The 26350-nt window shown below is 69.8% G+C and carries 21 protein-coding genes, 1 tRNA gene and 1 pseudogene; 13 read left to right on the top strand and 10 right to left on the bottom strand.

Annotation, left to right across the window (positions count from 1 at the left end; translation table 11 throughout):
• Positions 1-17: 17 nt before the first annotated feature.
• Positions 18-941: a hydrogen peroxide-inducible genes activator gene (locus BLR02_RS08740; protein WP_090563673.1), complete on the bottom strand. Its 924-nt coding sequence runs from the start codon at positions 939-941 to the stop codon at positions 18-20.
• A gap of 168 nt (positions 942-1109) precedes the next feature.
• Here BLR02_RS08740 and BLR02_RS08735 point away from each other — a divergent pair, with 168 nt between their 5' ends.
• The 3 genes from BLR02_RS08735 to BLR02_RS08725 all read left to right on the top strand — a co-directional run bounded on the left by BLR02_RS08735 (position 1110) and on the right by BLR02_RS08725 (position 3987).
• Positions 1110-1685 (top strand): peroxiredoxin, encoded by a 576-nt coding sequence (locus BLR02_RS08735; RefSeq protein WP_090563558.1) that lies wholly within the window; start codon positions 1110-1112, stop codon positions 1683-1685.
• Positions 1686-1813: 128 nt separating this feature from the next.
• On the top strand, positions 1814-2344 hold the full coding sequence (locus tag BLR02_RS08730; protein ID WP_090563556.1) for a carboxymuconolactone decarboxylase family protein: 531 nt from the start codon (positions 1814-1816) through the stop codon (positions 2342-2344).
• 65 nt (positions 2345-2409) lie between these two features.
• Entirely contained in the window at positions 2410-3987 is a 1578-nt protein-coding gene (locus BLR02_RS08725; RefSeq protein ID WP_090563554.1) for an EAL domain-containing protein, read from the top strand.
• 10 nt (positions 3988-3997) lie between these two features.
• Here BLR02_RS08725 and BLR02_RS08720 read toward each other — a convergent pair whose 3' ends face one another.
• Both BLR02_RS08720 and BLR02_RS08715 read right to left on the bottom strand, forming a co-directional pair.
• Positions 3998-4867: an MBL fold metallo-hydrolase gene (locus BLR02_RS08720; RefSeq protein WP_090662380.1), complete on the bottom strand. Its 870-nt coding sequence runs from the start codon at positions 4865-4867 to the stop codon at positions 3998-4000.
• A gap of 16 nt (positions 4868-4883) precedes the next feature.
• Positions 4884-5861 carry a 2-hydroxyacid dehydrogenase gene (locus BLR02_RS08715; RefSeq protein WP_090662379.1) on the bottom strand — a complete coding sequence of 326 codons (978 nt, stop codon included), beginning with the start codon at positions 5859-5861 and terminating at the stop codon, positions 4884-4886.
• Between the two features lie 105 nt (positions 5862-5966).
• Between BLR02_RS08715 and BLR02_RS08710 the strand changes: the two genes are divergently transcribed.
• From BLR02_RS08710 to BLR02_RS08695, 4 genes are all read left to right on the top strand, one after another.
• Positions 5967-6758: an SDR family oxidoreductase gene (locus tag BLR02_RS08710; protein WP_090662377.1), complete on the top strand. Its 792-nt coding sequence runs from the start codon at positions 5967-5969 to the stop codon at positions 6756-6758.
• 71 nt (positions 6759-6829) lie between these two features.
• Complete coding sequence (locus tag BLR02_RS08705; RefSeq protein WP_090662375.1) at positions 6830-8095, top strand: hydantoinase/carbamoylase family amidase; 1266 nt, start codon at positions 6830-6832, stop codon at positions 8093-8095.
• Positions 8092-10161, top strand: a complete 2070-nt coding sequence (locus BLR02_RS08700; RefSeq protein ID WP_090662373.1) for a hydantoinase/oxoprolinase family protein — start codon at positions 8092-8094, stop codon at positions 10159-10161. Before BLR02_RS08705 ends, BLR02_RS08700 begins: the two co-directional genes overlap by 4 nt.
• 2 nt (positions 10162-10163) lie before the next feature.
• Positions 10164-11834: a hydantoinase B/oxoprolinase family protein gene (locus BLR02_RS08695; RefSeq protein WP_090662371.1), complete on the top strand. Its 1671-nt coding sequence runs from the start codon at positions 10164-10166 to the stop codon at positions 11832-11834.
• Positions 11835-11849: 15 nt separating this feature from the next.
• Here BLR02_RS08695 and BLR02_RS08690 read toward each other — a convergent pair whose 3' ends face one another.
• Positions 11850-13082, bottom strand: coding sequence for an ABC transporter substrate-binding protein (locus tag BLR02_RS08690; protein WP_090662369.1), 1233 nt, complete (start codon positions 13080-13082; stop codon positions 11850-11852).
• Between the two features lie 135 nt (positions 13083-13217).
• Between BLR02_RS08690 and BLR02_RS08685 the strand changes: the two genes are divergently transcribed.
• From BLR02_RS08685 to BLR02_RS30360, 3 genes are read left to right on the top strand one after another with little or no spacing between them, the layout of a single operon-like run.
• The gene (locus tag BLR02_RS08685; protein ID WP_090662367.1) at positions 13218-14672 is read left to right on the top strand and encodes an N-acyl-D-amino-acid deacylase family protein; all 1455 of its coding nucleotides are present in this window, start codon (positions 13218-13220) and stop codon (positions 14670-14672) included.
• Positions 14669-15097, top strand: a complete 429-nt coding sequence (locus BLR02_RS08680; protein WP_090563537.1) for a hypothetical protein — start codon at positions 14669-14671, stop codon at positions 15095-15097. The genes BLR02_RS08685 and BLR02_RS08680 overlap by 4 nt, the downstream gene beginning before the upstream one ends.
• Before the next feature lie 60 nt (positions 15098-15157).
• Positions 15158-16771, top strand: a complete 1614-nt coding sequence (locus BLR02_RS30360) for a thiamine pyrophosphate-binding protein (RefSeq protein ID WP_090662365.1) — start codon at positions 15158-15160, stop codon at positions 16769-16771.
• Between the two features lie 58 nt (positions 16772-16829).
• On the opposite strand, the pseudogene BLR02_RS08670 reads toward BLR02_RS30360, so the two are convergent.
• Positions 16830-17690, bottom strand: a pseudogene (locus tag BLR02_RS08670) (LysR family transcriptional regulator); the annotation flags it as partial.
• Positions 17691-17826: 136 nt separating this feature from the next.
• Between BLR02_RS08670 and BLR02_RS08665 the strand changes: the two are divergent.
• Both BLR02_RS08665 and BLR02_RS08660 read left to right on the top strand, forming a co-directional pair.
• Positions 17827-18996 carry an acyl-CoA dehydrogenase family protein gene (locus tag BLR02_RS08665; protein WP_176849446.1) on the top strand — a complete coding sequence of 390 codons (1170 nt, stop codon included), beginning with the start codon at positions 17827-17829 and terminating at the stop codon, positions 18994-18996.
• A gap of 1 nt (position 18997) precedes the next feature.
• Complete coding sequence (locus BLR02_RS08660) at positions 18998-20125, top strand: CaiB/BaiF CoA transferase family protein (protein WP_090662363.1); 1128 nt, start codon at positions 18998-19000, stop codon at positions 20123-20125.
• 214 nt (positions 20126-20339) lie between these two features.
• On the opposite strand, the gene BLR02_RS08655 is transcribed toward BLR02_RS08660, so the two are convergent.
• Positions 20340-21224 carry an N-formylglutamate amidohydrolase gene (locus tag BLR02_RS08655; RefSeq protein ID WP_090563528.1) on the bottom strand — a complete coding sequence of 295 codons (885 nt, stop codon included), beginning with the start codon at positions 21222-21224 and terminating at the stop codon, positions 20340-20342.
• Between the two features lie 100 nt (positions 21225-21324).
• On the opposite strand from BLR02_RS08655, the gene BLR02_RS08650 reads away from it, so the two are divergent.
• A tRNA-Val gene (locus BLR02_RS08650) sits at positions 21325-21399 on the top strand.
• A 100-nt stretch (positions 21400-21499) separates the two neighbouring features.
• Here the strand turns inward: BLR02_RS08650 and BLR02_RS08645 are convergent.
• From BLR02_RS08645 to BLR02_RS08630, 4 genes are read right to left on the bottom strand one after another with little or no spacing between them, the layout of a single operon-like run.
• Positions 21500-22648: a thiolase C-terminal domain-containing protein gene (locus BLR02_RS08645; RefSeq protein ID WP_218127403.1), complete on the bottom strand. Its 1149-nt coding sequence runs from the start codon at positions 22646-22648 to the stop codon at positions 21500-21502.
• Positions 22648-23064 (bottom strand): Zn-ribbon domain-containing OB-fold protein, encoded by a 417-nt coding sequence (locus BLR02_RS08640; protein ID WP_090563526.1) that lies wholly within the window; start codon positions 23062-23064, stop codon positions 22648-22650. The genes BLR02_RS08645 and BLR02_RS08640 overlap by 1 nt, the downstream gene beginning before the upstream one ends.
• A gap of 43 nt (positions 23065-23107) precedes the next feature.
• Positions 23108-23977: an MBL fold metallo-hydrolase gene (locus BLR02_RS08635; protein WP_090662362.1), complete on the bottom strand. Its 870-nt coding sequence runs from the start codon at positions 23975-23977 to the stop codon at positions 23108-23110.
• 51 nt (positions 23978-24028) lie between these two features.
• Positions 24029-26347 carry a methyl-accepting chemotaxis protein gene (locus tag BLR02_RS08630; protein ID WP_090563523.1) on the bottom strand — a complete coding sequence of 773 codons (2319 nt, stop codon included), beginning with the start codon at positions 26345-26347 and terminating at the stop codon, positions 24029-24031.
• Positions 26348-26350 lie beyond the last annotated feature (3 nt).

The following is a 26350-nucleotide window of genomic DNA, read 5'->3' as shown; positions in this document are numbered from 1 at the left end:
TGGACTTTGCCCCAGGGTTAAGCCGGCTGCAGCGCCGCCGCAATGGCGGGGGCGAGGCCGCGGAATTCCGCCGCGCGCGGGCTGCGGGCGCGCCAGGCAAGGGCCAGGCTGCGGCTCGGTGGCGAGCCGCCCTCGGACTCCAGCGGCCGGATCTCGACCTGCGCGCCCGCAAGTACCCCGCCCTCCAGGGCCAGCTGCGGCAGCAACGTGACACCGAGGCCACCGGCTACCATCTGCACCAGCGTATGCAGCGAGGTGGCGGCGATGCCATCCTCCGCCGGCATCGCCCCGCGGGCCAGGCCACAGACATCGAGCGCATGGTCGCGCAGGCAATGTCCATCCTCCAGCAGCAGCAGCCGCTCGGCGCCGAGGGCTGCGACCGGCACCCTCTCCCGCGACGCCAGCCGGTGATCGGCCGGAAGGGCGGCGAGGAAGGGGTCGGCCGCGATCGGCAGCGTCTCCACCTCGCCGCAGGCGCAGGGCAGCGCCAGCAGCAGCAGGTCGAGTCGCCCGGCCTCGAGCTGACCTACCAACCGGTCCGTCTGATCCTCCCGCAACCAGAGGCGGAGGCGGGGGAAGGCCTCACGCAGTGCCGGCATCAGCCGCGGCAGCAGGAAGGGCCCGATGGTCGGGATGACGCCGAAGCGGAGCGGGCCGGAAAGCGGGTCCCGCGCCGCAGCCACCGTCTCGGCCACCGCCTCCAATGCCGACAGGGCGGTGCGGGCCCGGCCCACCACCTCGAGCCCGAGGGGCGTGAAGACCGGGCGCTTGGCCGAGCCGCGCTCCAGCAGATGGGCGTCAAGCTGGCGCTCGAGGGCGATGATCCCGGCGGAGAGGGTGGACTGGGTGACGGCGCAGGAGGTGGCTGCCCGGCCGAAATGGCCATGGTCGGCGAGCGCCAGCAGGTAGCGCAGCTGCTGGGGGCTGGGGAGGGTGAGCATGGGGAAGGCATGCGCCGTTTGATCGATCCAGTCAATCAAACCGCCAAAAACTATTCATTAGACCGTTGTGAGCAGTTGCAGCATAACGGCATCCGAGCCTACGGCATCGCCCGTCGGGCTCCGGATCTGGCCGGTCATGCGCCGGTCGTAACCAGAGGGGATTTCTGCATGTTGACTGTCGGCGACAAGTTTCCGTCCTTCGCCCTGACCGCCGTGAAGGCGGGCCCCGAGGGCCTGGGTGGCCCCGGCAAGTCCTTCACCGAGATCACCTCCGCTTCCGATGCCGGCAAGTGGAAGGTCGTCTTCTTCTGGCCGAAGGACTTCACCTTCATCTGCCCGACCGAGATCGCCGCCTTCGGCAAGCTGGCGGGTGAGTTCGCGGACCGTGACACCGTGGTCTACGGCGCCTCGACCGACAGCGAGTTCGTCCACCTGAACTGGCGCGTCTACAACGAGGATATCAAGAACCTCGAGATCCCGATGCTGGCCGATGTGAAGCGCGAGCTCTCCGAGGCCCTCGGCATCCTCGACAAGGACGCGGGCGTGCCGCTGCGCGCGACCTTCATCGTCGATCCGGACGGCACCATCCAGTGGGCCTCGGTCAACGGCCTCAATGTCGGCCGCAACCCGCAGGAAGTGCTCCGCGTGCTCGACGCGCTGCAGACCGACGAGCTTTGCCCCTGCAACTGGAACAAGGGCCAGGAGGCGCTCGACGCCCAGAAGCTCTTCGAGAAGGCGGCCTGATCCCGGCCGAGGGGGGCATCCGCCCCCCTCGCCTCCCCTGCCCCGACCGGGCAGGGGGTTGGCCGAACGGATTCTCCGGGATCCGCTCCGCCCACCCCCTAGAATCGAAACCTTGGAAGGAGCCCGCCATGTCGCTGGAAGCCCTGCGCAACCGCCTGCCCGAATACGCCAAGGACCAGAAGCTGAACCTCGGAAGCCTCTCGACCGAGCCGACCCTGACCGAGCAGCAGCGCGCCGGCACCTTCATCGTCTCGGCGCTGGCCTCCCGCAACCCCGAGGTCATCCGCGACATCCTCGCCGAATTCGGCCCGAAGCTGAGCCCCGAGGCGCTGACTGCCGCCAAGGCCGCGGCCTCGATCATGGGCATGAACAATATCTACTACCGGTTCACGCATCTGGTCGTCGGCGATTACAACACCATGCCGGCCAAGCTGCGGATGAACATCATGGCGAAGCCGGGCGTCGAGAAGGTGGATTTCGAGCTTTGGTCGCTCGCCGTCTCGGCCATCAATGGCTGCGGCATGTGCATGGAAGCGCATGAGAAGACGCTGCTGACGCATGGCGTCTCGAAGGAGGCCATCCAGGCCGCCGTGCGCATCGCCGCCGTGGTACACGCGACCGCCGCGACCCTCGACGGCGAGGCTGCCCTCGCGGCCTGAGATTCACCGGCGCTTAACTCCGGCGGCCCCATCCTCCCATCGAATGAGGATGGGGAGCGGCCCGAGTGATTGTTGACGGCGCCGAGGTCTCCGCCCCGGCCACACCACGGCAAGGCGTGGACCGGGAGCGGTTCCTGACCTTCGCTCTGGCGGCGGCGGAGTTGTTGGTGGAAGTAACGCCGGAAGGCCGGATCGGCTTTGCCGCCGGCGCCTTCCGCAGCCGGCTGGGTCAGCCGCCCGAGGCCTGGATCGGCCGCCCCGTACGCGATCTGGTCGCCTTGAACGACCGCGCCTCCTTCGACGCGAATTTCAACCTGCTGCTGGCGCGCGACCGGATGCCCCCGACGGGGTTCCGCCTGAATGATCGGGCGGCGACACCGGTTTCGATCGGCGCGCTGCGCCGCCCCGGCCCACAGCAGAGCGCCATCTGCTTCAGCATAGCCACGACCCCGCAGCCGCCCGCCCGGCCCGCCGTCAGCGACTCCGCCGAGTTCAGCCGTGCGCTGGCAGCCGAGGCCACCATCGGGGGGGACACCACCAGCCTCGGCCTGATCGAGATCCGGGCCGAAGGCATATTGCCGGACGCGACGACGGCACTGATCCGCGAAGGCCTCGCCGAGGCTCTGCCTCCCACCAGCCAGGCAGGCGATTTCGGCGAAGGCCGGTTCGGCCTGCTCGGCGAAGCGGCAGCGGCGGAGGAACTGGCCCGGCAACTCGAAAGCCTGCTGCGGGGGGCCGGGCATGCCGCCTCGGTTGCCACGACCAGCCTGTCCATCGAGGCGCCGGGCCTCACTCCGTTGCAGGCCACCCGCGCGCTGCGCTACGCGCTCTCGGCCTTCAACCGAGGCGGCATCACGGCGGTGGAGGAGGCCGGCTTCGACAAGGGGCTGAACGGATTCATCGCCCATGCCTATGCGCGCGCCGCGGGGCTGCGGCAGGCCATTGCCGAGAATCGCTTTCGCCTCGCCTTCCAGCCCATCGTCGACCTGTCGGGCGGGGGCGCCCATCACTACGAGGCCCTGCTGCGCCCCGAGCCGGGCAAGGGCGAGGCGCCGCTGAACCCGCAGCAATTCGTCCTGCTGGCAGAAGCCCTCGACCTGTCCGCGGAACTCGACTGGGCGGTGCTGCGCAGCGTCTGCTCTGCCGCTCGCCTGACGCGGGATACCTGCATCGCCGCCAATATCTCCGGTCATTCACTCCAGAGTCCGAGCTTCCGCGAGGCCCTGCTCGCCATGCTCGATACCGAGCCGATGCTGGTGGAGCGCCTCCTGCTCGAAATCACCGAAACAGCCGAGATCGAGGACGAGGCGGAGGCCACGCGCAGCGTCGCTGCCCTCCGCTCCCGCGGCCTTCCGCTTTGCATCGATGATTTCGGCGCGGGTGCCGCGACCTTCCGCTACCTCCGGCTTCTGCGGGTGGACTATGTGAAGATCGATGGCGCCTACGTCACCCACGCCCATCGCAGCGAAAAGGACCGCGCCATCATCGCCTCCATGGTGGATCTGGCGCATGGCCTCGGCGCCCAGGTCGTCGCCGAGCAGATCGAGACCGAGGCGGAAGCGGCGATGATGCGGGAACTCGGGGTCGAGTACGGCCAGGGCTGGCATTTCGGCAAGCCCGGACCGCTCCCGGGCCGAGGCTAGCCCAGGCGCCTCAACTCCAGGCCTCTGCAATGTAGCGGTAGCCGTCGCCGTCCCGGCCGATATGCCCGGTGGCGGGAAAGGGGAAATGGTAGCCGATCACCTTGATGCGGTCCGTCGCCACCCGGTCCAGCACCCGCCGCCGTGTCGCCTCCGCAGCCACCGGGTCGAAGTCGAACAGCGCATGCAGTCCCGGACGGCGGGCGAAAAGCTCCGGCCGATGCGTGGTATCGGCCAGGATCATTAACTTCTCCCGCCCGCTCGCCAGGTGGAAGAGGCTGTGGCCCGGCGTATGGCCATGCGCGGGAATGGCATGAATGCCGGGCACCACCTCGGCATCCGGGGCGAAGCGGCGGATGCGCCCCTGATAAGGCGCGAAGCGGCGGGCGACGTTGGCGAAATTCACCCGCTGGCCCTCCGGGCTGCGGCTTTCATTGCCAGGATCGGTCCACCATGCCCATTCCGGCTCGGCCAGCGCCAGTTCGGCGGTGGGGAAAAAGGCCGCACCCTCCCGCGTCACCAGCCCGTGAATATGGTCCTGGTGGCAGTGGGTGAGAACGACGAGGTCGACCCTCGCCGGGTCGATCCCGGCCGCGGCCATGTTCGCCGGCAACAGTCCGGCCGTCGCCGCCATTTGGCCCCCGGTACCGGCATCGAAGGCGATAAGGTGCCGGCCGGTATCGAGGAAAGTGACGGTATAGGGCCCGTCATAGGTCTCGGTGGGCAGGAAGCTCTCGGCCAGCACCGCCTGCACCTCGGGCAACGGGGCGTTGCGCACCAGCCCCTGCACGGGCCGGCGGTTGTAGCCGTCGAAGGCCGTGGTGACGGTGAACTCGCCGAGGCGGAAGCGGAAATAGCCCGGCGCCTGCTGCTGACCCGCCATCCTGCTCTCCCGGCGCTCAGGCGACGCGATGTGGCGGCGCGGTGCCGGTCAGCAGCACGGCATCGAGGTTCTCGAGCGCGCGGTTGCCCATCGCGTCCCGTACCTCGATCGTGGCGCTGCCGAGATGCGGCAGGAGTGCGACATTCTCGAGGGTCAGGTAGCCCGGATTCACCTTCGGCTCGCCGTCATAGACATCGAGGCCGGCGGCGCGGATATGGCCCGACTTCAGCGCGGCGATCAGCGACTCGTCATGAACGGAGACGCCGCGGCCGCTGTTCACGACCAGGCTGCCCTTCTTCATCTTGGCGATGCGCTCGGCGTTCAGCCAATGGCGGTTGGCGTCGCCGCCCGGGACATGCATCGAGATGATGTCGATGGCGCCGAGGAAGCTGTCCTCGTTGTCGTGGTAGATGGCACCCTGCTCCACCTCGGGCGGCAGCTTCTGGATGTCGCGGTAGTGGATCTCCATGCGGAAGCCGCGGGCCATCGCCGCCAGCTCCCGCCCGATCCGGCCGAAACCGAGGATGCCGAGCTTCTTGCCCTCCAGCGTCACGCCGAGGAGCTGGGTCGGGGCCCAGCCCTTCCACTGGCCGGCGCGGACCATGCGCTCGCCCTCGCCGGCGCGGCGGGCAGCCATCAGCATCAGGGTGAAGGCGGTCTCGGCGGTGGCGAAGCTCAGCACCTCGGGGGTGTTCACCACGACGATGCCGCGGGCCTTGGCGGCGGCGATGTCGATATGGTCGAAGCCGACGCTGAAGGTGGCGATGACCTTCACGCTCTCCGGCAGGGCCTCGATGCAGGCGGTGTTCAGCGCGTCGCCGGCGGCGCCGAGGATGCCGGCGGCGCCGACCTCCTGCGCCCGGCGGGCGATCTCGGCGCCATCGGTCGCCCACATCTCGTCCTGCGGATTCAGCCGGGCGTCGTAGTCGCGGGAGGCGCGGGCCTCGATGGCATCCGGCAGTTTGCGAGTCACCAGCAGGACGGGCTTCGGCATGATCGGCGTCTCCTCGATTGTACCCGTCTTACCACCAGGGCGGCGTCTTGCCAGCCAGGACGGCCAAAGGCAGGGTCACGCCGGAAATTAAGGGAGCGCAGGCATATGGATCTCGGGTTGAAGGGCCGTCGCGCCCTGGTCATGGGCGGTACCAAGGGGCTCGGCCGGTCGATTGCCGATGCGCTGGCGGCCGAGGGCGCGGCGCTGGTCATCAGCGGCCGCGACCAGGCACGGCTGGACGAGGCGGCGGCGGCGCTGAAGGGTGCCGGCGCCCCCTCCGCCACCGGCATCGTCGCCGACGTCGCCTCCTCCGATGACATGGACCGGCTGGCCGATGGCGCCCTCGCCGCCATGGGCGGGGTCGACATCCTGGTGCTGAACCATGGCGGCCCGCCGCCCTGCACCGCCAGCCAGATCACCGAGCCGGCGCTGCTGGAATGGTTCCAGCACATCGTCGTCTCGCCCATCCGCATCACCAACCGGCTGCTGCCGGCGATGCGGGAGCGGGGCTGGGGCCGCGTCATCGTGGTGGGCAGCACGGGAATGCAGCACCCGATCCCGACGCTGGCGCTGTCCAACACGCTGCGCGCCTCGATCTGGGGCTGGCTGAAGACCCTCTCGGGCGAGGTGGCGAAAGACGGGGTGACGATGAACGTCCTCGCCCCCGGCACGATCCAGACCGACCGGGTGACCCAGACCAGCACGGCACGCGCCAAGCAGAAGAACATCAGCCTGGAGGAGGCGCTGGCCGAGGCGGCCGCCGAGATCCCGGCCGGACGGCTCGGCACGCCTGCTGATTACGGGCCGATGGGCGCTTTCCTGGCCAGCGAGCGCGGCGCCTACATCACCGGCAGCATGATCCGGGTGGATGGCGGCCGCGTGCGGGGCATGGTCTGATCGCCTGCTGAGGGAACGGCGCGGGACTTGCATCCCGCGCCGCGAAGGCCGTGCTGCCGAGGAATGTGCCGATGCTGCCGAATCTGACTCCCGATCTGGAGCTTGCCGACAGGCTCTTCGCTGATCTGCGCGCACGGAGCTTCGACGGGGTCGGCGTCACCCGCGAGGCCTATGGGCCGGGCGAGCGGATGGCCCATGCCCTGGTCAAGGAAGCGGCAGAAGCGATCGGGCTCGAGACCAAGGCCGACCCGGTCGGCAACCTCTACCTCACCCTGCCTGGCGCGGACCGCAAGGCGCGGCAGGTCATCCTTGGCAGCCATTTGGATAGCGTGCCGCAGGGCGGCAATTACGACGGTGCGGCGGGGGTGCTGGCCGGGCTGGCCGCCGTCGCGGGGATGAAGCGGGCCGGCTTCACCCCGGCACGGGATGTTACCGTCATGGCGATCCGTGCGGAGGAGGCGGGGGCCTGGTTCCCCACCAGCTATCCCGGCAGCCGTGGCGCTCTCGGGATGCTGGCGGCCTCCGAGCTCGCTGTGAAGCGGATGGACAATGGCCGCCCGCTCGCCGACCACATGCGGGAGGAGGGCTTCGACCCCGGCTTCGTCGAGCGCGGCGAGCGGGTGCTGGGGCCGGAGAATGTCGCCGCCTATCTCGAGGTGCATATCGAGCAGGGGCCGGTGCTGGATGCCGAGGAGATCCCGGTCGGCATCGTCACCGGCATCCCCGGCAGCCGGCGGCTGCGGGCGGCGCGGGTGCTCGGCGAATACAACCATTCGGGCGGCACGCCGCGGAAATACCGGCGGGATGCAGCCATCGCCCTTGCGGAGCTGGCCGTGGCGCTGGACGAGGGCTGGTGCCGGATGGAGGCGCAGGGCCACAGCATGGTCTGCACCTTCTGCACCCTGGCGACCGCCGCCGAGGCGGGCTTCACCAAGATCGCCGGCGAGGCGAGCTTCATGCTCGATGTCCGCAGCACCAACCTGCGCAGCTGCGACATGCTGTTCGAGCTGCTCTACGCTAAGGTCGCCGAGATCGAGGCGCGGCGCGGCGTGCGCTTCGAGCTCGGCGCCGAGGGCGGCAGCCAGCCGGCGCTGATGGATGCGGGCGTGCAGGAGGGGCTGCGGCGCGCGGCTGGGGCGCTCGGCATCCCGGCCAAGGTGATGGCCTCGGGCGGCGGGCATGATGCCGGCGCCTTCGCCAATGCCGGCATCCCGGCGGGCATGCTCTTCGTCCGCAACCAGCATGGCAGCCACAATCCGCATGAGGCCATGCGGATGGAGGATTTCGAGAAGGCGTGTGCGGTCACGCAGCGCTTCGCAGCGGAGTATGGCTCTTGAGTGCAAAGCTGGCCGTCGATATCGGCGGTACGTTCACCGACCTCGCTGTCGAGACCGAGGATGGGCGCTGGACCGCCAAGGTACTGACCACCCCCGCCGCCCCGGAGCGCGGCGTGCTGGAGGGCGTGCGGGTGGTGCTGGAGCGGGCGGGCCTCGCCGCCGCCGATATCGCCCTCGTCATCCATGGCACGACGCTCGCCACCAATGCCGTCATCGAGCGCAAGGGTGCCAGGACCGCGCTGCTGACCACCGAGGGCTTCCGCGACGTCCTCGCCCTCGGCAATGAGAGCCGCTACGACCAGTACGACCTGAATATCGAGCTGCCGCAGCCCCTGGTGCCGCGCCGCTGGCGCCTGCCGGTGACGGAGCGGCTGGACAATACTGGCAAGGTCCTGCTCCCGCTGGATACGGCGGCGGTCGAGCGGCATGTCGCCTTTATGCAGGCCGAAGGGATCGAGTCGGTCGCCATCGGCTTCCTCCACGGCTTCGTCAATCCGCTGCATGAGCAGCAGGCGGCCGAGATCGTCCGGCGCCTCTGGCCGGAGGTGCGCGTCTCGCTCTCCTCCGAGGTCTCGCCCGAGATGCGGGAATGGGAGCGCTTCTCCACCACCGTCGCCAATGCCTATGTGCAGCCGCTGATGGCGAGCTACCTAAAGCGCCTCGAGGTCGGGCTGCGCGAGGCGGGGCTTGCCTGCCCGCTTTTCATGATGCTCTCGGGCGGCGGGCTCACCTCGCTCGAGACGGCGGCGCGCTTCCCGATCCGGCTGGTCGAGAGCGGCCCGGCGGGTGGCGCCATCTTCTCCGCCCATGTGGCGAAGCAGCGCGGCCTGACCGAGGTGCTGTCCTTCGACATGGGCGGCACCACGGCCAAGGTCTGCCTGATCGATGCCTACCAGCCGCAGGCCAGCCGCACCTTCGAGGTGGCGCGCGTCGGGCGGTTCAAGAAGGGCTCCGGCCTGCCGCTGCGCATCCCGGTGATCGAGATGGTGGAGATCGGCGCTGGCGGCGGCTCCATCGCGGCCGTGGACAGCATGGGCCGCATCACCGTGGGGCCGGAGAGTGCGGGGGCCGATCCGGGCCCGGCCTGCTATGGCCGGGGCGGCAGCAAACCGGCGGTGACGGATGCCAACCTCACCCTGGGGCGCTATGACCCGCTGCTGTTTGCCGGCGGCAACCTCCGCCTGCATCCGGAGCCGGCGCGGGATGCGCTGGCGGCGGCGGTCGGCGGGCGGCTTGGGCTGTCCGCCGAGATGGCGGCGCTCGGCGTGATCGAGATGGTCGACGAGAACATGTCGAACGCGGCGCGTGTCCATGCGATCGAGAGCGGCAAGGGCTTCGGCGGGCGGACCATCATCGCCTTCGGCGGCGGCGGGCCGGTGCATGGCTACCGCGTGGCCGAGAAGATCGGGGTGAAGCGGCTGCTGGTGCCGAGCGGGGCGGGCGTCGGCAGCGCCATCGGCTTCCTCCGCGCGCCGGTCGCCTATGAGGTGGTGAAGAGCCTCTACCAGCGCTTCGCCAGCTTCGACGTGGCGGCGGTGAATGGGCTGCTCGCCGGCATGTCGGCCGAGGCGGCGCGAGTGGTGGCGGAGGGCAGCTTCGGCGCGCCGACCACCGAGGGGCGCATCGCCTACATGCGCTATGTCGGCCAGGGCCATGAGATCGCGGTGACGCTGCCGGCGCGTGACCTGACGCCAGCAGACGTGCCGGCGATCCGGGCGCTCTACGATGCGGAGTATTCCCGCTTCTACGACCGGCCGGTGCCGGGGAGCGATGTGGAGATCATGAGCTTCGCCGTCACCGTGGCGACGCTGGCCGATCCGGTGGAGCCGGCGGCGGAGGTCGAGGACTCACCCGCCCCCTCCCCCATCCGCCACCAGGCGGTACGGGATACGGCGACGGGCGAGGTGGAGGACTGGGCGGTCTACGACCGCGAGGCCATGGCGCCGGGGGCCACCGTGCGTGGCCCCTGCATCGTGGCGGAGGCGGAGACGAGCACGCTTGTTGGCCGCGGCTGGACCTGCCGCATGGATGGGCTCGGCTATCTCGACCTGGTGCAGGAGGCGTGACCATGAAAGAGACCGGGGCACTTGCAACGATCCAGCGCCAGATCCAGTGGAACCGCCTCATCGCGGTGGTCGAGGAACAGGCGCAGACCATGATCCGCACCGCCTTCAGCACCACGGTGCGCGAGGCGGGCGACCTCTCGGCCGGCATCTTCGACCTGCAGGGCCGCATGCTGGCCCAAGCGGTGACGGGCACGCCGGGGCACGTCAATTCCATGATGGAATCGGTCGGGCATTTCCTGGCGAAGTTCCCCGCCGAGGGGATGCAGCCGGGCGATCACTACATCACCAACGACCCCTGGCTCGGCACTGGGCACCTGCATGACCTCACCGTGGTCACGCCGGCCTTCCGCAACGGGCGCATCGTCGGGCTCTTCGCCAACACCGCGCATATCATCGATATCGGCGGGCTCGGCATGGGGCCGGAGGGGCGGAGCGTCTTCGAGGAAGGGCTCTACATCCCGATCGTGAAGTGCTTCGACCGGGGTCGGCCGAACGAGACCTTCTTCGACTTCCTCCGCGCCGGCAGCCGCACGCCGGTGGAGCTGGAGGGTGATGTCTACTCCCTCTGCGCCTGCAACGATGCCGGCGCCAAGCGGCTCGTCGAGATGATGGACGAGTTCGGCATGGAGAGCATTGACCCGCTCGCCGAGTACATCTTCGAAAGCTCGCTGCATGCGACGCTGGAGGAGATCAGGAAGCTCCCGAAGGGGACCTATGGCGGGCAGATCAAGTCGGACGGCTATGAGTTCGAGGTCACGCTGCAGGCGTCGATGACGATCGAGCAGGACCGGATTGTTGTGGATTATGCCGGCACCTCCGGCCTCTCGACCCGCGGGATCAACGTGCCGCCGGCCTATTGCCGGGCCTATTCCTGCTTCGGGATCAAATGCGTGGTCGCGCCCGAGATCCCGAACAACTGGGCCTCGCTCAGCCCCTTCCACATGGTGATCCCGGAAGGCTGCATCCTGAATGCGCCGCGGCCCTACCCGGTCTCCGTCCGCCATGTCGTCGGCCAGCTGCTGCCGGACCTGATGATGGGCTGCCTGCACCAGGCGGTGCCGGAGCGGGTGAATGCGGAGGGCTCCTCGGCGCTGTGGAACCCGCCGCTGCGGGGCGGCAGCCAGGTCTCCGGCCAGAATGCCGAGACCGAGGATTTCGAGATCATCACCTTCAATTCCGGCGGCACCGGCGCGCGCCCGACCAAGGACGGGCTGGACGGCATCGCCTTCCCGAGTGGTGTCCGGACCATGCCGGTGGAGGCGACAGAGAATGTCGCGCCGGTGATCTTCTGGAAGAAGGAGCTGCGGCCCGATTCCGCTGGTGCCGGCCGCACCCGCGGCGGCTTCGGGCAGGTGATGGAGATCGGCGCCAAGGGCGATGCCGAATTCGCGGTCAACGCCATCTTCGACCGCGTCGCCAATCCGCCCAAGGGGCGTGAGGGCGGCGGCGAGGGCGCGGGCGGCTGGGTCGGGCTGAACGATGCCAATGGTACGCCGCTCAGGACCAAGGGCTTCCAGGTGATCCCGAAGGGCCGGAGGCTGCTGCTGAAGCTGCCGGGCGGCGGTGGCATGGGTGACCCGAAGGCGCGCGACCCGGCGCTGGTGCGGCGCGACGTGGCGGATGGGCTCATCACCCGCCAGGCGGCGCGGGAGATCTACGGCGTCGAGGTGTGACGCCGCAGCCACAGGTCAGGTGCGGACCAGCGGGCAATTGCCCTCGCTGAGGGGCCGGAAGGCCTCCTCGGCGCCGACGCTGCCGACCAGCCGGTAGTAGTCCCAGGCGCCCCGGCTCTCGCCGGGCGCCTTGACCTCGAAGAGATGCGCCGGGTGGATCTTCCGCCCGTCCTCTCGCAGCTTGCCGGAGCCGAAGCAGTCGTCGTCGGTCGGCATCGCCTTCATGCGCTGAACCACCTCGAGGCCGCTCGCCTTGGCCCGCTCCAGGCCGAGATCGGCCACCGCCTTCAGGTAGTGCAGCACGCCGGAATAGGTGCCGGCATGTTCTTGATTTGGAGTGTTGGTCGGCGTCTTCGGCTTGACCCGCGCATTGAAGGCGCGGGTGCGGTCGTTCAGGTCCCAGTAGAAGGTCTCGCAGACCGTCAGCCCCTGCGCCGTCTCCAGGCCCATCGCATGGATGTCGGTGATGAACATCGGCGTCCCGACCAGCCGGGCGCGGCGCGTCACGCCGAACTCGCGGGCCTGCTTGATGCAGTTGATCATGTCGGCGCCAGCCATCAGCAGCCCGACCACCTTGGCCCGGCTGGACTGCGCCTGCACCAGGAAGGAGGAGAAATCCGAGGTGCCCGGGAAGGGGAAGCGCGCGGCGCCCATCACCCGGCCGCCGGCGGCGCCGATGAAGCGTGTCAGGTCCCGCTCCATCTGATGGCCGAAGGCGTAGTCGGCGGTGATGAAGTACCAGCTGTCGCCGCCGCTCTTCACCGTCGCCTGGCCGACGGAATTCGCCAGCATCCAGGTATCGGCGGTCCAGTGGACCGTATTCGCCGAGCAGCGCTCACCGGTGATCACGGCGCTCAGCGCGCCGCTGTTCATCTGGACCTTGTTCTTCTCCTGCACCAGCCCGGCGACCGCCAGGGCGATGGCGGAGTGGTTGACCTCGCAGATCATGTCGACGCCGCGCTGGTCGATCCATTGCCGGGCGATGGCCATGGCGATGTCGGGCTTGTTCTGGTGGTCGCCCTGCAGCACCTCGACCTGGATGCCGCGGGCGGCGAGGCCGGAATCCTCGATGGCCTGCTGCGTGCAGGCGACGGAGGTGGGGCCGGAGGTGTCGCGGTAGGAGCCGGAGAAATCGGCCAGCACGCCGATGCGGATGGGGTTGGCCGCGGGCTGCGCCCGAGCCCCGGATGGCAGGGCCAGGGCGGCGCCGAGGCCGGCCAGCACCTGCCGGCGGTCGAGTTGGGTCATGGTCGTTCCTCCTGTTTGGCCGTCAGGCTGCCGCCGGCCCAGGCGATTGGCAACCGCCACCCCGGCATGGCCTTCCCCCCGGCCCGGCGGAGGCGTAACCCTGGGGGGACCGAACCGATCAGGAGCCCCGCACCGATGGCCCTCCGCTGCGACCTCATCATCCGCGACGCCACCCTCTTCGACGGCACCGGCGGGCCGCGCATGGTCGGCGATGTCGGCGTCACCGGCGAGCGGATCGTCGCCGTTGGCGACCTCGGCAGTGCCAGCGCCGACCGGGAGGTGATCGCCACCGGCCGGGCCCTCGCCCCCGGCTTCATCGATGCCCATACGCATGACGACCGCGCCGTGCTCTGCGGCCCGGCCTGCCTGCATTGCAAGTCGAGCCAGGGCGTCACCACCGTCGTCGTCGGCAATTGCGGCGTGTCGCTGGCGCCGCTGCGGATTACGGGCGATCGGCCGCCGCCGCCGCTCGACCTGGTGGGCGACAGCGGCTTCGCCTTCGACAGCTTCGGCGAGTACGCGCAGGCGCTGAAGAAGACCCCGGCCGCCGTCAACACCTATGCCCTGGTGGGCCACCAGACACTGCGCTACCGCGTCATGGGCGAGGACCTCTACCGCCCGGCGCGGGATGCCGAGATCGCCAGGATGCGGCAGATGGTGGCGGAGGCGCTGGCCGAGGGCGCCTCCGGCTTCTCGACCGGCCTCTGGTACAAGCCCAACATGCATGCGACGACCGAGGAGGTCATCGCCGTCGCCGAGCCGCTGCGCGCCGCAGGGGGGATGTACTTCACCCATATGCGGGACGAGGCCGACCGGGTCTGCGCCTCCATCGAGGAGACGCTGAAGATCGGCAAGCGCGTCGGCGTGCCGGTCTGGATCAGCCACCACAAATGCTCGATGCCGGAGAATTACGGCCGCAGCGTGCAGACGCTGGCGCTGCTGGAAGCCAGCGCCTCGCTGCAGGAAGTCGCCTACGACATGTACCCCTATCCGGCCGGGTCCACCGTGCTGATGCCCGACCGGCTGCGCGAGGACGTGCGGGTGATCATCACCTGGTCGGTGCCGCATCCGGAATTCGCCGGCAAGGATCTCGCCGAGGTGGCCCGGAACTGGAACATGGACCAGCGCGCGGCGGCCGAGAAGCTGAGCCCGGCCGGCGCCATCACCTTCCAGATGGATGAGGAGGATGTCCGCCGGATCATGGCGCACCCGATGTCGGTCATCGGCTCGGACGGCATCCCGCATGACGAGCATCCGCATCCGCGGCTCTGGGGCACCTTCCCCCGCGTGCTCGGATTCTATTCGCGCCAGCTCGGCCTGCTCGACATGGAGACGGCGATCCACAAGATGACCGGCCGCACCGCCTCGCTCTTCGGCATGGTGGACCGCGGCGTGCTGAAGCCAGGGGCCTATGCGGACCTCGTGCTGTTCGACCCGCACAAGGTCATCGACCGCGCGACCTTCGAGAACCCGAAGCAGGAGTCGGAGGGGATCGAGGAGGTCTGGACCAATGGCGTCCCGACCTTCCGCGCCGGCACCGGCCTCACCGGCGAGACGCCCGGCCGTCTGGTGCGCCGCCACCGCGCATGACCGGGCCGGGGGTGGGGCCGAGCGCCGGCGAGTCGCCGGTGCAACCGGGCACCCTGGCCCGCGCCGCCCTGGTGGGTGGCGCGATCCTGGCCACGGTCGGGGTGGTCGCCTGGTTCGGCTTCGCGCGCGAGGCGCCGTCGCCGCTGGAGCGCTTCCAGCGGCTCGGCCCGGCCGGCGCCGCGGCGGCGCTGAAGGCGGAGCTGGCGCGGGACTTCCCGCTCGGCTCCCCGGTAACGCCGGCGATCCAGCGCCTCCAGGGCCTCGGCATGCTCTGCACCCCGCCGACCGGGGAGCGGACGCAGTGGGATTGTGCCCTCGCCCTGCGGTCCGAAGGCCAGCGGGTGCTGCAGCTGCGCGCCGGCATCGGTGTCACCGCCGACCGGATCCTCGCCATCGACACGGCGGTGGAGACCCGCGGCCCCTGAGCTTGGCGCGGGCCGGCGGTGGCGCTACCCAGGATGGAACCACAAGGAGACGTCCCAGCGATGGCCACCGCCGCCGAACGCATCGTGGAATTCCTCGCCGCCCAGGGCATCGACCGGGCCTTCTGCGTCCCCGGCGAGAGCTATATCGCCCTGCTCGATGCGCTGCATGGCTCCGCCATCGACCTCGTCACCTGCCGGAGCGAGGGCGGGGCGGGCTTCATGGCCGTGGCCGATGCCAAGCTGACGGGGCGGCCGGGGGTGGTGCTGGTCTCGCGCGGGCCGGGCGCCTGCAATGCCTCCATCGCGGTGCATACGGCGGAGCAGGATGCCGTGCCGCTGATCCTGCTGATCGGCCAGGTCGAGAAGCGGGACCTCCGGCGGAACGCCTTCCAGGAGGTGGACTATGCCGGCATGTTCGGCGGCATGGCCAAATGGGTTGGCGAGGCGACCGACCCGGAGCAGGTGCCTGAGCTGATCGCCCGGGCCCATGCGATGGCCATGGGCGGCGTGCCGGGGCCGGTGGTGCTCTCCCTGCCGGAGGATGTGCTGGCGATGCCCTGCACCGCCCCCACCTTGCCGGCGACACGGCCAAGCCCCCTCCCCCCCTCTCCCGCCGATGCGGCGCGGCTGGCGGCGCTGCTGCGCGGGGCGGAGCGGCCGATCCTGCTCGCCGGCCACGGTTTCGAGGCGGAGGCCGGGCGGGAGGCGCTGCTGGCCTTCGCCGAGGCATGGCAGCTGCCCGTCGCCGTCTCCTTCCGCCGGCAGGACCTCTTCCCCAACAGGCATCCGCTCTATGCCGGGGATCTCGGCCTCAGGAACCCCGATGCGCAGCGGGCGGCCTTCGCCGAGGCCGATTTGGTGCTCGCCCTCGGCACGCGGCTGACCGACATCACGACCCAGGGCTGGTCCTGGCCGGCGCCGGGGCAGCGGCTCGTGCATGTCTGCGCCGATCCGCGCTTCCTCGGCTGGCTCTTCCCGGCGGAGCTGGCGATCGCCGCCGATGCGCGGGCGACCATCGCGGCGCTGGCGGGCGAGGCGCCGGGCGCGCCGGCCGGGCGCGGCGCCTGGGCGGCGCGGCTGCACGACCTGCACCTCTCCGACTGCCAGGTGTCGCAGCGCGCCTGGCCGGATGGCGTCGCCTTCGCCGAGGTGGCGAAGCTGATCGAGCGGGTAGCGCCGGCGGATGCAATCGTCACCCTCGATGCCGGCACCTTCGGCGCGCCTTTCTACCGCAAGGCCGGCTGGACGCCGCCGCAGCGGCTGCTGGTGCCCGTCTCCGGGGCGATGGGCTTCGGCGTGCCGGCCGCGGTCGCCGCCGCGCTCCGCCACCCGGAGCGGCGCGTGATCGGGCTGGTCGGCGATGGCGGGGCGCTGATGACGGGGGGCGAGTTCGCCGTCGCGGTCGCTCGCGGGGCGCCGATGACGCTCATCCTCTCCGACAATGGCAGCTATGCCAGCATCCGCATCCACCAGGAACGGGCGCATCCCGGCCGGGTCTCCGGCACCAGCCTCATCAATCCGGACTTCGCCGCCTGGTGCGCCGCCTTCCGGGTGCCGGTGACGGTGGTGGAGGGCCAGGATGACCTGCCGGCGCTGGAGGCGGCGCTGCGGGAGCCAGGGCCATCGGCCGTGATGGTGCGGACCTCGCTGGAGGCGGTGCTGCCTCAGCAGTAGCGCCCTCCATCCGGTGCCAGTCGCCCGCCGCAGCGCGGACCGTCACCTCCTGGGCGAGCAGCTCCAGCACCAGGGCGACGGCGCGCGAGGGCGCGCGGTCCGTCGGCAGGGCCAGCACCACCTGGCGGCGCGGCACCGGCCGGACCAGCGGGGCCGAGCGCAGGCGGCCGGCGGCCTCCTCCTCGCGGATCGCCGAGCGGGGCAGCACCGCCTCGCCGATGCCGCTGACCACCAGTTCCTTCAGCACGCCGAAGCTGTCGGCCTCGAAGGCGACGTTGAGGCCGATGCGCGCCCGCCCGGCCGCCGCCTCGACGATGCGGCGGAGGCCGTGCTGGCGGCTCGGCATCACCAGGCGCCGGCCGGCGAGGCTGGCGAAGGCCACCGCCTCGGGCCCGATCCCACTCCCGGCGGCGCCGACGAGGACCATCTCCTCGATCAGCAAGGGCGTAACGCGGAGGTGCAGCGCCGGCGCCGGGCCGTAGAGCAGGGTCGCATCGGTGACGCCACGCTGGACCCATTCCACGAGGTGGCCGGTATAGCCCTCGACTATGCGGAGCGAGAGGCCGGGATGATCGAGCGCCACCCGCCGCGCCAGCGGCCCCGCCAGGACCGAGGCGATGGTCGGCATCATGCCCAGCGCCACCTGCCCGGCCACGGCGCCGGCAAGGCCGCGGACCTCCTCCACCGCGCGCTCCAGCTGGCGGACCGGGCCGTCGATGCGCTCCAGCAGCGCCGTCCCAGCCTCGGTGAGCTGCATCCCTCGTCCATGCCGGGCGAAGAGCGGCAGGCCGATCTCCGCCTCCAGCAGGCGAATCTGGCGGGAAAGCGCCGGCTGGGCCAGGTGCAGCCGGTCGGCGGCGCGGCTGAGCGAGCCGGAATCGGCGACCTCGCGGAAGGTGCGGAGCTGCTTCAGGTCCATCCCATGAAGCTATAGCAGCCGGTTATGGGTGCCATTGCTGATTTCGAATTACCTGAAGCCTCGGCGGAGCCCATCTTACCCCTAGCTTGTCAGGGCTCAGACCGGGCCCTAATCCCGATTCCCGGAGGAACACGCCATGGATCAGTCGATGCCGATCGCCGACCCGCATGCCGAGATCCGCGAGGAGGTGGCAAAGCTCTGTGCCCGCTTCCCCGGCGAGTATTGGCGCCAGGTGGACCGTGACCGTGCCTATCCGACCGAATTCGTGAGGGCGCTGACCGAGGCCGGCTATCTCGGCGCGCTGATCCCGGAGGAGTATGGCGGGGCGGGCCTGCCACTTTCGGCCGCCGCGGCGATTCTCGAGGAGATCCACCGCTCCGGCGGCAATGCCGGCGCCTGCCACGCCCAGATGTACATCATGGGCACCATCCTGAAGCATGGCAGCCCGGAGCAGAAGCAGCGCTACCTGCCCGGCATCGCCTCCGGCGAGTTGCGGCTGCAGGCCTTCGGCGTGACGGAGCCGACGAGCGGGACGGACACCACCGCGCTGCGCACCTTCGCCAAGCGCGAGGGCGACAAGTACATCGTCAACGGCCAGAAAATCTGGACCAGCCGGGCGGAGCATTCCGACCTGATGCTGCTGCTGGCCCGCACCACGCCGCGCGGCGAGGTGGCGAAGAAGACGGATGGTCTCTCGACCTTCATCGTCGACATGAAGGCCGCGCTCGGCAACGGCCTCACCATCCGCCCGATCCGGACGATGATGAACCACAACACCACCGAGGTCTTCTTCGACAACATGGTGGTGCCGGCGGAGAACCTGGTCGGCATCGAGGGCAAGGGCTTCCGCTACATCCTCGACGGGATGAATGCCGAGCGGCTGCTGATCTCCTCCGAGAGCATCGGCGACGCCAAGTGGTTCATCCACAAGGCGGTCGAGTACAGCAAGGAGCGGGTGCTGTTCGGCCGGCCGATCGGCCAGAACCAGGGCGTCCAGTTCCCGATCGCCAAGGCCTATGCCCAGATGCGCGCCGCCGAGGCGCTGCTGCGCCAGGGCCTCGGCAAATTCGAGCGCGGGGAGCCCTGTGGCGAGGAGGCCAACATGGGCAAGATGCTCGCCGCCGATGCCGCCTGGGCAGCGGGCGAGGCCTGCATCCAGACCCATGGCGGCTTCGGCTTCGCCGAGGAGTACGATGTGGAGCGGAAGTACCGCGAGGCGCGGCTCTATCAGGTGGCGCCGATCAGCACCAACCTGGTGCTGAGCTATGTCGGCGAGCATGTGCTCGGCATGCCGCGGAGCTACTGAGATGGCGTCGCAGCCGCTCCAGGGCCTGCTCGTCGTCTCGATGGAGCAGGCCGTCGCCGCGCCCTACTGTGCCTCGCGCCTCGCCGATGCCGGGGCGCGGGTGATCAAGATCGAGCGGCCGGAGGGCGACTTCGCCCGCGCCTATGATGCGACGGCGCGGGGTCTCTCCTCCTATTTCGTCTGGCTGAACCGCGGCAAGGAGAGCCTCTGCCTCGACATCAAGGCGCCCGACGACAAGGCGCTGCTGGAGCGGCTGGTCGCCCGCGCCGATGTCTTCATCCAGAACCTCGCCCCGGGTGCCATGGCACGTGCCGGCTTCGGCTCGGCCATGCTGCGGGACCGCCATCCACGCCTCATCACCGTCGACATCTCCGGCTATGGAGAGGAGGGTGAATACGCGACGATGAAGGCCTATGACCTGCTGGTGCAGGCCGAATCGGGCCTCGCCAGCATCACCGGGCGGGCCGAGGGGCCCGGGCGCGTCGGCGTCTCCGCCTGCGATATCGCCTGCGGGATGCATGCCCATGCGGCGGTGCTGGAGGCGCTGATCGAGCGCGGCATCACCGGCCGGGGGAAGGGAATCGCCGTATCGCTCTTCGACGGCATGGCGGACTGGATGACGGTGCCGCTGCTGCAATACGAGGGCACCGGCCGCAACCCGCCGCGGATAGGCCTCGCTCACCCCTCCATCTGTCCCTATGGCGCCTTCGAGACCTCGGGCGGGCAGCCGGTGCTCATCTCCATCCAGAACGAGCGGGAATGGGCCAATTTCTGCACCCATTTCCTGGAGGAGCCGGACCTGCCGCAGCGCGAGGGCTTCCGCAACAACAATGAGCGGGTGGCGAACCGGCCGATGGTCGATGCCCATATCGCACGCGCCTTCGCCGCGCTCGACCGCGCGGCCTGTGCCGAGAAGCTGCAACGGGCGAACATCGCCTTCGGCTTCGTCAATGACTGCGAAGGGCTGCGCACCCACCCGGCCTTCCGCCGCATCGCTGTTGAAACCGAAGCGGGCCCGATTGGCGTCGGCGCCCCGCCGGCGCGGCTGTCGGATGGCGCGCGGAGGCTCGGCCCGGTGCCTTCCCTGGGCCAGCACAGTGCAGCGATCAGGGCAGAGTTCGCGCCCTGATAACCCATGCGTCCATTGCGATGCTGCACTGCAAAATAGCGCTTGCAGTCCGGCCGCGCCGGACCTAGATTGTGCATCGCAGCAACACGGCGTTGCCGGGTTGTTGTCTTTCTTGGACGTTTCCTCCCTAAACTCGGCGGTGGCGCAAGCCACCGCCCTTTTTTTGTCTGAAGCCCGGTTCGTCCGAACCTGCCGGAATGCATCCGGTGAAGCTTCAGCCGAGGAAGTTCCAGTCCAGCTTTGCCAGGTCGCCGATCAGGCGGGTGATGTCGGCCTGGAGGGCAGCCATACGGGGCAGCCGCTCGATTCTCGTCTCATCCATGTAAAGCGGCCGGGCGATCTCGATCTGCAGCGCATGGACCCGTTCCCGGGGCCGGCCGTAATGCCGGGTGACGTAGCCGCCCGCATAGGGGTCGTTCCGCCGCACCCGGTAGCCGAGCCCCGCCAGGACCTCCTCCACCAGCCGGGTCGCCCGCGGGGCGCAGGCTGTTCCATGCGCATCGCCCAGGACGAAATCCGGTGGATTCGCCGCCTGGGCCGGATGGGTCGGCATGGAATGACAGTCGATGAGGAGACAGGTGCCGAATTCGGCCCGGGTCTCCGCGATCAGCGCCGCGAGAGCGGCATGATAGGGCTGCCAGAAGCGGCGAATCCGGTCCTCGGCTTCGGGGAAGCTCAGCTTACGGCGATAGACCGCCTCCCCCGTCGCCACCACGCGGGCGATGGTGCCAAGCCCGGCGCCAACGCGCGGCGAGGCGGTGTTCACCCAGGGCGGCAGCGGTCCGTCGAACATGCCCGGGTCGAGTTCCCAAGGCTCGCGGTTCACGTCGCAGAAAACCCGGGGAAAGGTAGCCGCCAATAGCGGCATCCCCTCCGCCGGAGCCGCGCTGAACAACTCGTCGACGAAGCCGTCCTCGGATTTCCGCAGGGCCACGGGGTCGAGTCGCGCGGCCGCGACGAAATCGGCCGGGTAGGCCCGGCCCGAATGAGGCGAGGCAAAGATGACCGGCACGCGATGCGTAGCGGGGCGGATCAGGCAATAGGGCGCCAGCTCTTCCTCGAGCGGCGGCCCGGATTCCGGGTTCAGGGGGAGGTCCATCAACCCCGATCAAGCCATAGCTGCCAGGAAGTGTCATCATCCGCTGCAGGATGGCTTGCCGTGACGGCAATGCCGGGGTAGATAGCCGCTCCGCAGGCGTGGGCGCATAGCTCAGCGGTAGAGCACTACCTTGACACGGTAGGGGTCACAGGTTCAATCCCTGTTGCGCCCACCACGCCTCCTTCCAAATCAATGGTTTAGCTGTCGGCGCAAGGTCGGCCTTTTTGAGCCTTTGCAGTGTCTGGGGCGGCGCCGAAGCACCGCCCCGTCCTGGCTCAGGGCTGTTCGTTCGAGAAGACGACAGTACCGGAGGCGCTGAACATGCCGCCGACGCCGTGGCAGACCGAAATCTTCGCGCCCGGCACCTGCGCCGGCGCCGTGCCACGCATCTGCCGGATGCTCTCCTGCAGGGCGAACATGCCGTACATCCCGGTATGGGTGTAGGACAGGCCGCCGCCATTGGTGTTGAGCGGCAGCTTGCCCCCCGGCCGCGTGTTGCCCTCGCGAATGAAGCCCGCCGCTTCGCCCGGCTTGCAGAAGCCGAGATCTTCAAGGCCATAGAGCGGCAGATGGGCGAAGGCGTCGTAGATCATCATGTGATCCACCGCTGAACGGTCGATCCCCGCCGCCTCGATCGCGGTCGGCCCCGCCACGCGGAAGGCAGAGGAGGAGGTGAAGTCCTTCATCTGCGAGACCATGTTGGTCTCGACCGATTCGCCGGTGCCGAGGATGTAGACCGGCTTGGTCGGGAAGTCCTTCGCCCGGTCGGCGCTGGTCAGGATCAGGGCGCCGCCGCCATCCGTCACCAGGCAGCACTGCAGGATGCGGAACGGGTAGGCGATCATCCGGCTGTTCAGCACGTCATCGACCGTGATCGGGTCGCGGAACATGGCGCGCGGGTTCCGGCCCGCCCATTCCCGCTGCACCACGGCGACCATGGCCAGGTCCTCGTGGCTGACGCCGCGCTCCTTCATGTAGCGCAGCACCGGGATGGGGAAGAGCGTCGGCGGGCCGAAGGGGCCGTAGGGCACCTCGAACTGGCCGTTCAGGCTCTCCGGCTCGGGCGGGCGGGGCGTGGCGTTGATGCGGGACTTGCCGCTCTCACCATGGGTGATGAGGATGGTCTTGGCATAGCCGGCATGGATGGCCGCCGCCGCATGCCGCACATGCAGCATGAAGGAACAGCCGCCGACGCCGGTGCCATCAACCCATTTCGGCGTGATGCCGAGGTAATGGGCGATCTGCTGGGGCATCATCGGGCCGACGCAGGCGACGCCGTCGATGTCGCCCGGCTTCAGCCCCGTCTCCGCCATGGCGTTCAACGCGGCATCCGCGTGCAGCATGATCTGCGACATGCCGGGCACGGCGCCGATCTTGGTCGATTCCGCAGCGCCGACGACGGCAATCTCTCCGGGACGGATCATCACTTGGACTCCTTCGCCGGACGGAACAGGGGCAGCGTGACCTCCTCGTCGAGCGGCGTGAAGGCAACCTCCATCTTCATGTCGAGCTGGAGCGCCTCCGGCGTCTGCTCGCAATCGATGATGTTGGTCATCATCCGCGGACCCTCCTCGAGCTCCACCACCGCAATCGCGTAGGGCGGGGTGAAGCCGGGGACGGGACGGTGGTGGATGACGTAGCTATGGAGCGTTGCGCGGCCCGAGGCCTCGAAGACCTCGACATTGCGCGTGCCGGTATAGGGGCTGAAGGGCCGCGGCGGGAAATAGGCCTTCCCCGTATCGCCGCAACGCTGCAGCAGCAGCTTGCCTTCCTTGCAGCCATCCCAGAAATGCTGGGTTTCCGGCGTTGGTTTCGGCTTCGGCCGACCTGGTGCGAGCATGCGCCATTCCTCCCTTGCGATGGTGGCGCGGCACCCTGCCACGCTAAAGGGCGGTCGCCCAGGCCTCCGGGATCAGGGCAAAGCCGCTGCCGCGCCGGGCGAGGTGGAGGAAGCCCGGGAAGTGCATATGCATCCCGGCCGCGGCCAACCCCTCGCTCGCCACCATCTCGAAAACCCGGCGGCGCGTCGCCTCGGCCTGCGCCGGGTCGACGTCGAAAGCCATGGTCACTTCCGGCCGCGGCACCTGGATCTCCGGCAGATGGATGATGTCGCCCCAGATCAGCAGGCTCTCGCCGCCCGAGGCGAGCAGGTAGCCGCTATGCCCCGGCGTATGGCCCGGGAAAGGCATGACGGTGACGCCCGGGAAGACCTCGCCACCGGAGAAGAGCCGCAGCCGGTCCCGGTAGGGTGCCGACTGGTCCCGGCAGGCCTGGAAGTTGCGCTGGCGGCTGGTTTCATCCGCCCGCGCCATCGCCGCATCGTCGTGCCAGAAGCGATGCTCGGCCTCATGCATCGCCAGCTCCGCCCGTGGAAAGAGCGCCTGCCCGTCGGATGAGAGGCCGTTCGAATGGTCAGGGTGCATATGGGTGAGCAGCACGGTATCGACCGCTCCCGGATCGACCCCGGCCGCCGCCAGGTTCCGGAACAGCTTGCCGGCGCTCGCCGCCATCGCCATTCCGCAACCTGTATCGACCAGGGCAGTGCGGCCACCGGAGCGGATGAGGAAGGTGTTCACCGCCGTCCGCCGCGGCACCGGCCGGAAGGCCTCCCGCAACATCCGAGCCGCCTCGTCGGGCTCAATGTTCTGGATCACTGCCATCGAGCCGTCGAGATGCCCGTCGCCGATGGCGGTGATGGTGATGTCGCCGACACGACGGTGATACACCGCCGCGACCTGTTCGATCGGCTGCATGGCACGTTCCTCCAATCCCGGGCGCAGGCTATCCGGCGCCCGGGCCGGCGGCTATGCCCGCCGGATATTCTCGAGGAACTCGCCGGCCCGGGCCTGCAGGGTGGAGGCATGGCCGGTCAGGCCATCGGCCGCGCCGAGCAGCCCCGACGAGGCCTCGCCTGTCTCGCGCGCGGCGCTCTGCACATCCTGGATACGGCGGGCGACGGCGGCCGTGCCGGAGGCGACCTGACCGGCACTGCGGGCGATCTCCTGCGTGGCGCTGCCCTGCTGCTCCACGGCCGCGGCAATCGCGGCAGTTACCTCGTTGATCCGCTCGATAATCCCGCCGATGGAGCGCAGCGCCGTCACCGCTTGAGCGGTCGCCGCCTGAATGCCGCCGACCTGAGAGGCGATCTCCTCCGTGGCCTTGGCGGTCTGGCCGGCGAGCTGCTTCACCTCGCTCGCCACCACGGCAAAGCCCTTGCCCGCCTCGCCGGCCCGCGCTGCCTCGATGGTGGCGTTCAGCGCCAGCAGGTTGGTCTGGCCGGCGATGTCGCCGATCAGCCGGACCACGTCGCCGATGCGCTGCGCCGCCTGGGCAAGTCCCTGCACCGTCTCGTCGGTCGCCTGCGCCTCGGCCGCGGCATTCCGCGCGATCGCGGCGCCATCGGTCACCTGACGGCTGATCTCCGCCACGCTCGCCGCCAATTCCTCGGCGCTGGCAGCCACCGCCTGCACATCGGCCCCGGCCTGCCGGCCGGCTTCGGCCACCGCCTCCGCCTCCCGCCCGCTGGTCTCCGAGGCGCCGGTCAGCGCCTGGGCGGCTGCCTGCATCTGGCTCGCTGCAGCGGCTACCGCCTGGACGACGCCGCCGATCTCCGCCTCGAACCGGTCGGCCAGCCGGGCCTGGCTCGTCGCCAGGGCCCAGACCAGCATGGCACTGACGTAACGGCCCTCCGCATCACAGATCGCGTTGATGCTGAGGTCGAGCACCTCGTCACCGAGCCGGATGCGCGCCTTGTAGGGCAGCCGGGCTGGATCACTCAGGATCTTCCGCTGATGCCCGGGGTTGCGATGCAGGATGTCGATGCTCTGGCCCTCCATCTCCTCCACCGGGCAGGGCAACAGATGGGCAATGCGGACAAGCAGGCTGCGGGTCGCAGGATTCATGTAGCCGATGCGGAACTCGTCCTTCGGGTCCGCCGTCATCACCGCCAGGGGCAGCTGTTCCAGCATCTGCTGCTGGGCGAAGGCGCGTTGCACCGTGGCGCGCAAATCCTCAAGCGCGGCGGCGATGCCGCCGATCTCGTCGCCACGCGCCTGGTCGGGCACGGCGACGATCGCGTCGCCTGCGGCGATGGCCCGGACGGCGCCGGCCAGCCGCCGGAGCGGCGCCCCGATCAGCCGGGCATTCGCCCAACCCGACAGGGCCAGCAGCAGCGCAACCGCCCCGCCGATCCAGAGCACGTTCTGCTCGACCCGAAGCGCCGCACGACCGCTGGCCTCGGCGCGCGCCGAGGCCTCCGCTGCCAGCAGCGTGTCGGCCGCGCTCATCGCCTCCTCCAGCCGCATGCGGATCGGCCCGCCACGTTCGTCACGGAGCGTCGCCGCAGACTCGGACAGGCGCACGATCTCGAGCGCGGCCCGGCTGATGGTCTGCGCTACCGTCCTCAGCCGCTGCAACGGCTCGCCCACCTGGCCAGCCGGCGTGATCGCGACGAGGCTCCGCTGATGCACCGTGAGCTGGGCGGCCGCACGCTGCACTCGCCGCGTTTGGGCGGGATCGGCGGTCGCGAGGAAACGCTGGATGGCGAGCCGCAGCTCGTTCAGCGTGGCGTGGAAGGTGCCGAGGCGCTGGCGGGCTTCCTCCCGCAATTCGGCGGCGACGTCGAAATCGACCAGGGAGACAGCGGCCTCATGGGCTTGGTCGTATTCCGTGCTGGCCGTCAGCAGCGGGCCCTCCCGCTCCACGATGACTTGCCGGCGCTGCTCGCCCATCTCCCCGGTGACCGCGTCATACTCGGCGAGGGCGAGGAGCGCATCCTCGATCCGTGCCTGAGCCGCGGACCCGGCTGCGCCGGCACTGGCGGCCTTCAGGGCGTTCCGCGCCAGGGTCGACTGCTCGGTCGAGAATTGGATGTCCCGCGCCAGGGCATCAGGTGTCTGCGCCATCAACATGCTCTGGCGCGCGCCGGACATGCGCGCCACGTGGATAGTGGCCTGCTGCGCCGCCCGGGCGGCCTCGATGGCGACATGCTCGGCCGATTGCTGTGTTCGGGCGAAGCCGAGGTCGTGGCGCACGGCCGCGACCAGTCCGGCTAGCAGCAGCAAGGCCAGCAGGGCGCTGGCGGCGAATTTTCGGCCCACGGAAAGGTCGCGGAACACGCGCATGAG

The sequence above is a fragment of the Belnapia rosea genome (assembly GCF_900101615.1).
GTDB lineage: Bacteria > Pseudomonadota > Alphaproteobacteria > Acetobacterales > Acetobacteraceae > Belnapia > Belnapia rosea.
The sequence above is the reverse complement of the archived record's forward strand: the minus strand, read 5'-3'. Positions and strand labels throughout refer to the sequence as shown.

Bases quoted from the DNA above. Each gene is read 5' to 3' on its own strand.
- BLR02_RS08705 (WP_090662375.1), top strand. From the start codon at position 6,830: ATGCTGCCGAATCTGACTCCCGATCTGGAGCTTGCCGACAGGCTCTTC.
- BLR02_RS08680 (WP_090563537.1), top strand. From the start codon at position 14,669: ATGACCGGGCCGGGGGTGGGGCCGAGCGCCGGCGAGTCGCCGGTGCAA.
- BLR02_RS08640 (WP_090563526.1), bottom strand. From the start codon at position 23,064: ATGCTCGCACCAGGTCGGCCGAAGCCGAAACCAACGCCGGAAACCCAG.
- BLR02_RS30360 (WP_090662365.1), top strand. From the start codon at position 15,158: ATGGCCACCGCCGCCGAACGCATCGTGGAATTCCTCGCCGCCCAGGGC.
- BLR02_RS08715 (WP_090662379.1), bottom strand. From the start codon at position 5,861: ATGCCGAAGCCCGTCCTGCTGGTGACTCGCAAACTGCCGGATGCCATC.
- BLR02_RS08710 (WP_090662377.1), top strand. From the start codon at position 5,967: ATGGATCTCGGGTTGAAGGGCCGTCGCGCCCTGGTCATGGGCGGTACC.
- BLR02_RS08690 (WP_090662369.1), bottom strand. From the start codon at position 13,082: ATGACCCAACTCGACCGCCGGCAGGTGCTGGCCGGCCTCGGCGCCGCC.
- BLR02_RS08735 (WP_090563558.1), top strand. From the start codon at position 1,110: ATGTTGACTGTCGGCGACAAGTTTCCGTCCTTCGCCCTGACCGCCGTG.
- BLR02_RS08645 (WP_218127403.1), bottom strand. From the start codon at position 22,648: ATGATCCGTCCCGGAGAGATTGCCGTCGTCGGCGCTGCGGAATCGACC.
- BLR02_RS08740 (WP_090563673.1), bottom strand. From the start codon at position 941: ATGCTCACCCTCCCCAGCCCCCAGCAGCTGCGCTACCTGCTGGCGCTC.
- BLR02_RS08660 (WP_090662363.1), top strand. From the start codon at position 18,998: ATGGCGTCGCAGCCGCTCCAGGGCCTGCTCGTCGTCTCGATGGAGCAG.
- BLR02_RS08655 (WP_090563528.1), bottom strand. From the start codon at position 21,224: ATGGACCTCCCCCTGAACCCGGAATCCGGGCCGCCGCTCGAGGAAGAG.
- BLR02_RS08665 (WP_176849446.1), top strand. From the start codon at position 17,827: ATGGATCAGTCGATGCCGATCGCCGACCCGCATGCCGAGATCCGCGAG.
- BLR02_RS08635 (WP_090662362.1), bottom strand. From the start codon at position 23,977: ATGCAGCCGATCGAACAGGTCGCGGCGGTGTATCACCGTCGTGTCGGC.
- BLR02_RS08730 (WP_090563556.1), top strand. From the start codon at position 1,814: ATGTCGCTGGAAGCCCTGCGCAACCGCCTGCCCGAATACGCCAAGGAC.
- BLR02_RS08695 (WP_090662371.1), top strand. From the start codon at position 10,164: ATGAAAGAGACCGGGGCACTTGCAACGATCCAGCGCCAGATCCAGTGG.
- BLR02_RS08630 (WP_090563523.1), bottom strand. From the start codon at position 26,347: ATGCGCGTGTTCCGCGACCTTTCCGTGGGCCGAAAATTCGCCGCCAGC.
- BLR02_RS08685 (WP_090662367.1), top strand. From the start codon at position 13,218: ATGGCCCTCCGCTGCGACCTCATCATCCGCGACGCCACCCTCTTCGAC.
- BLR02_RS08720 (WP_090662380.1), bottom strand. From the start codon at position 4,867: ATGGCGGGTCAGCAGCAGGCGCCGGGCTATTTCCGCTTCCGCCTCGGC.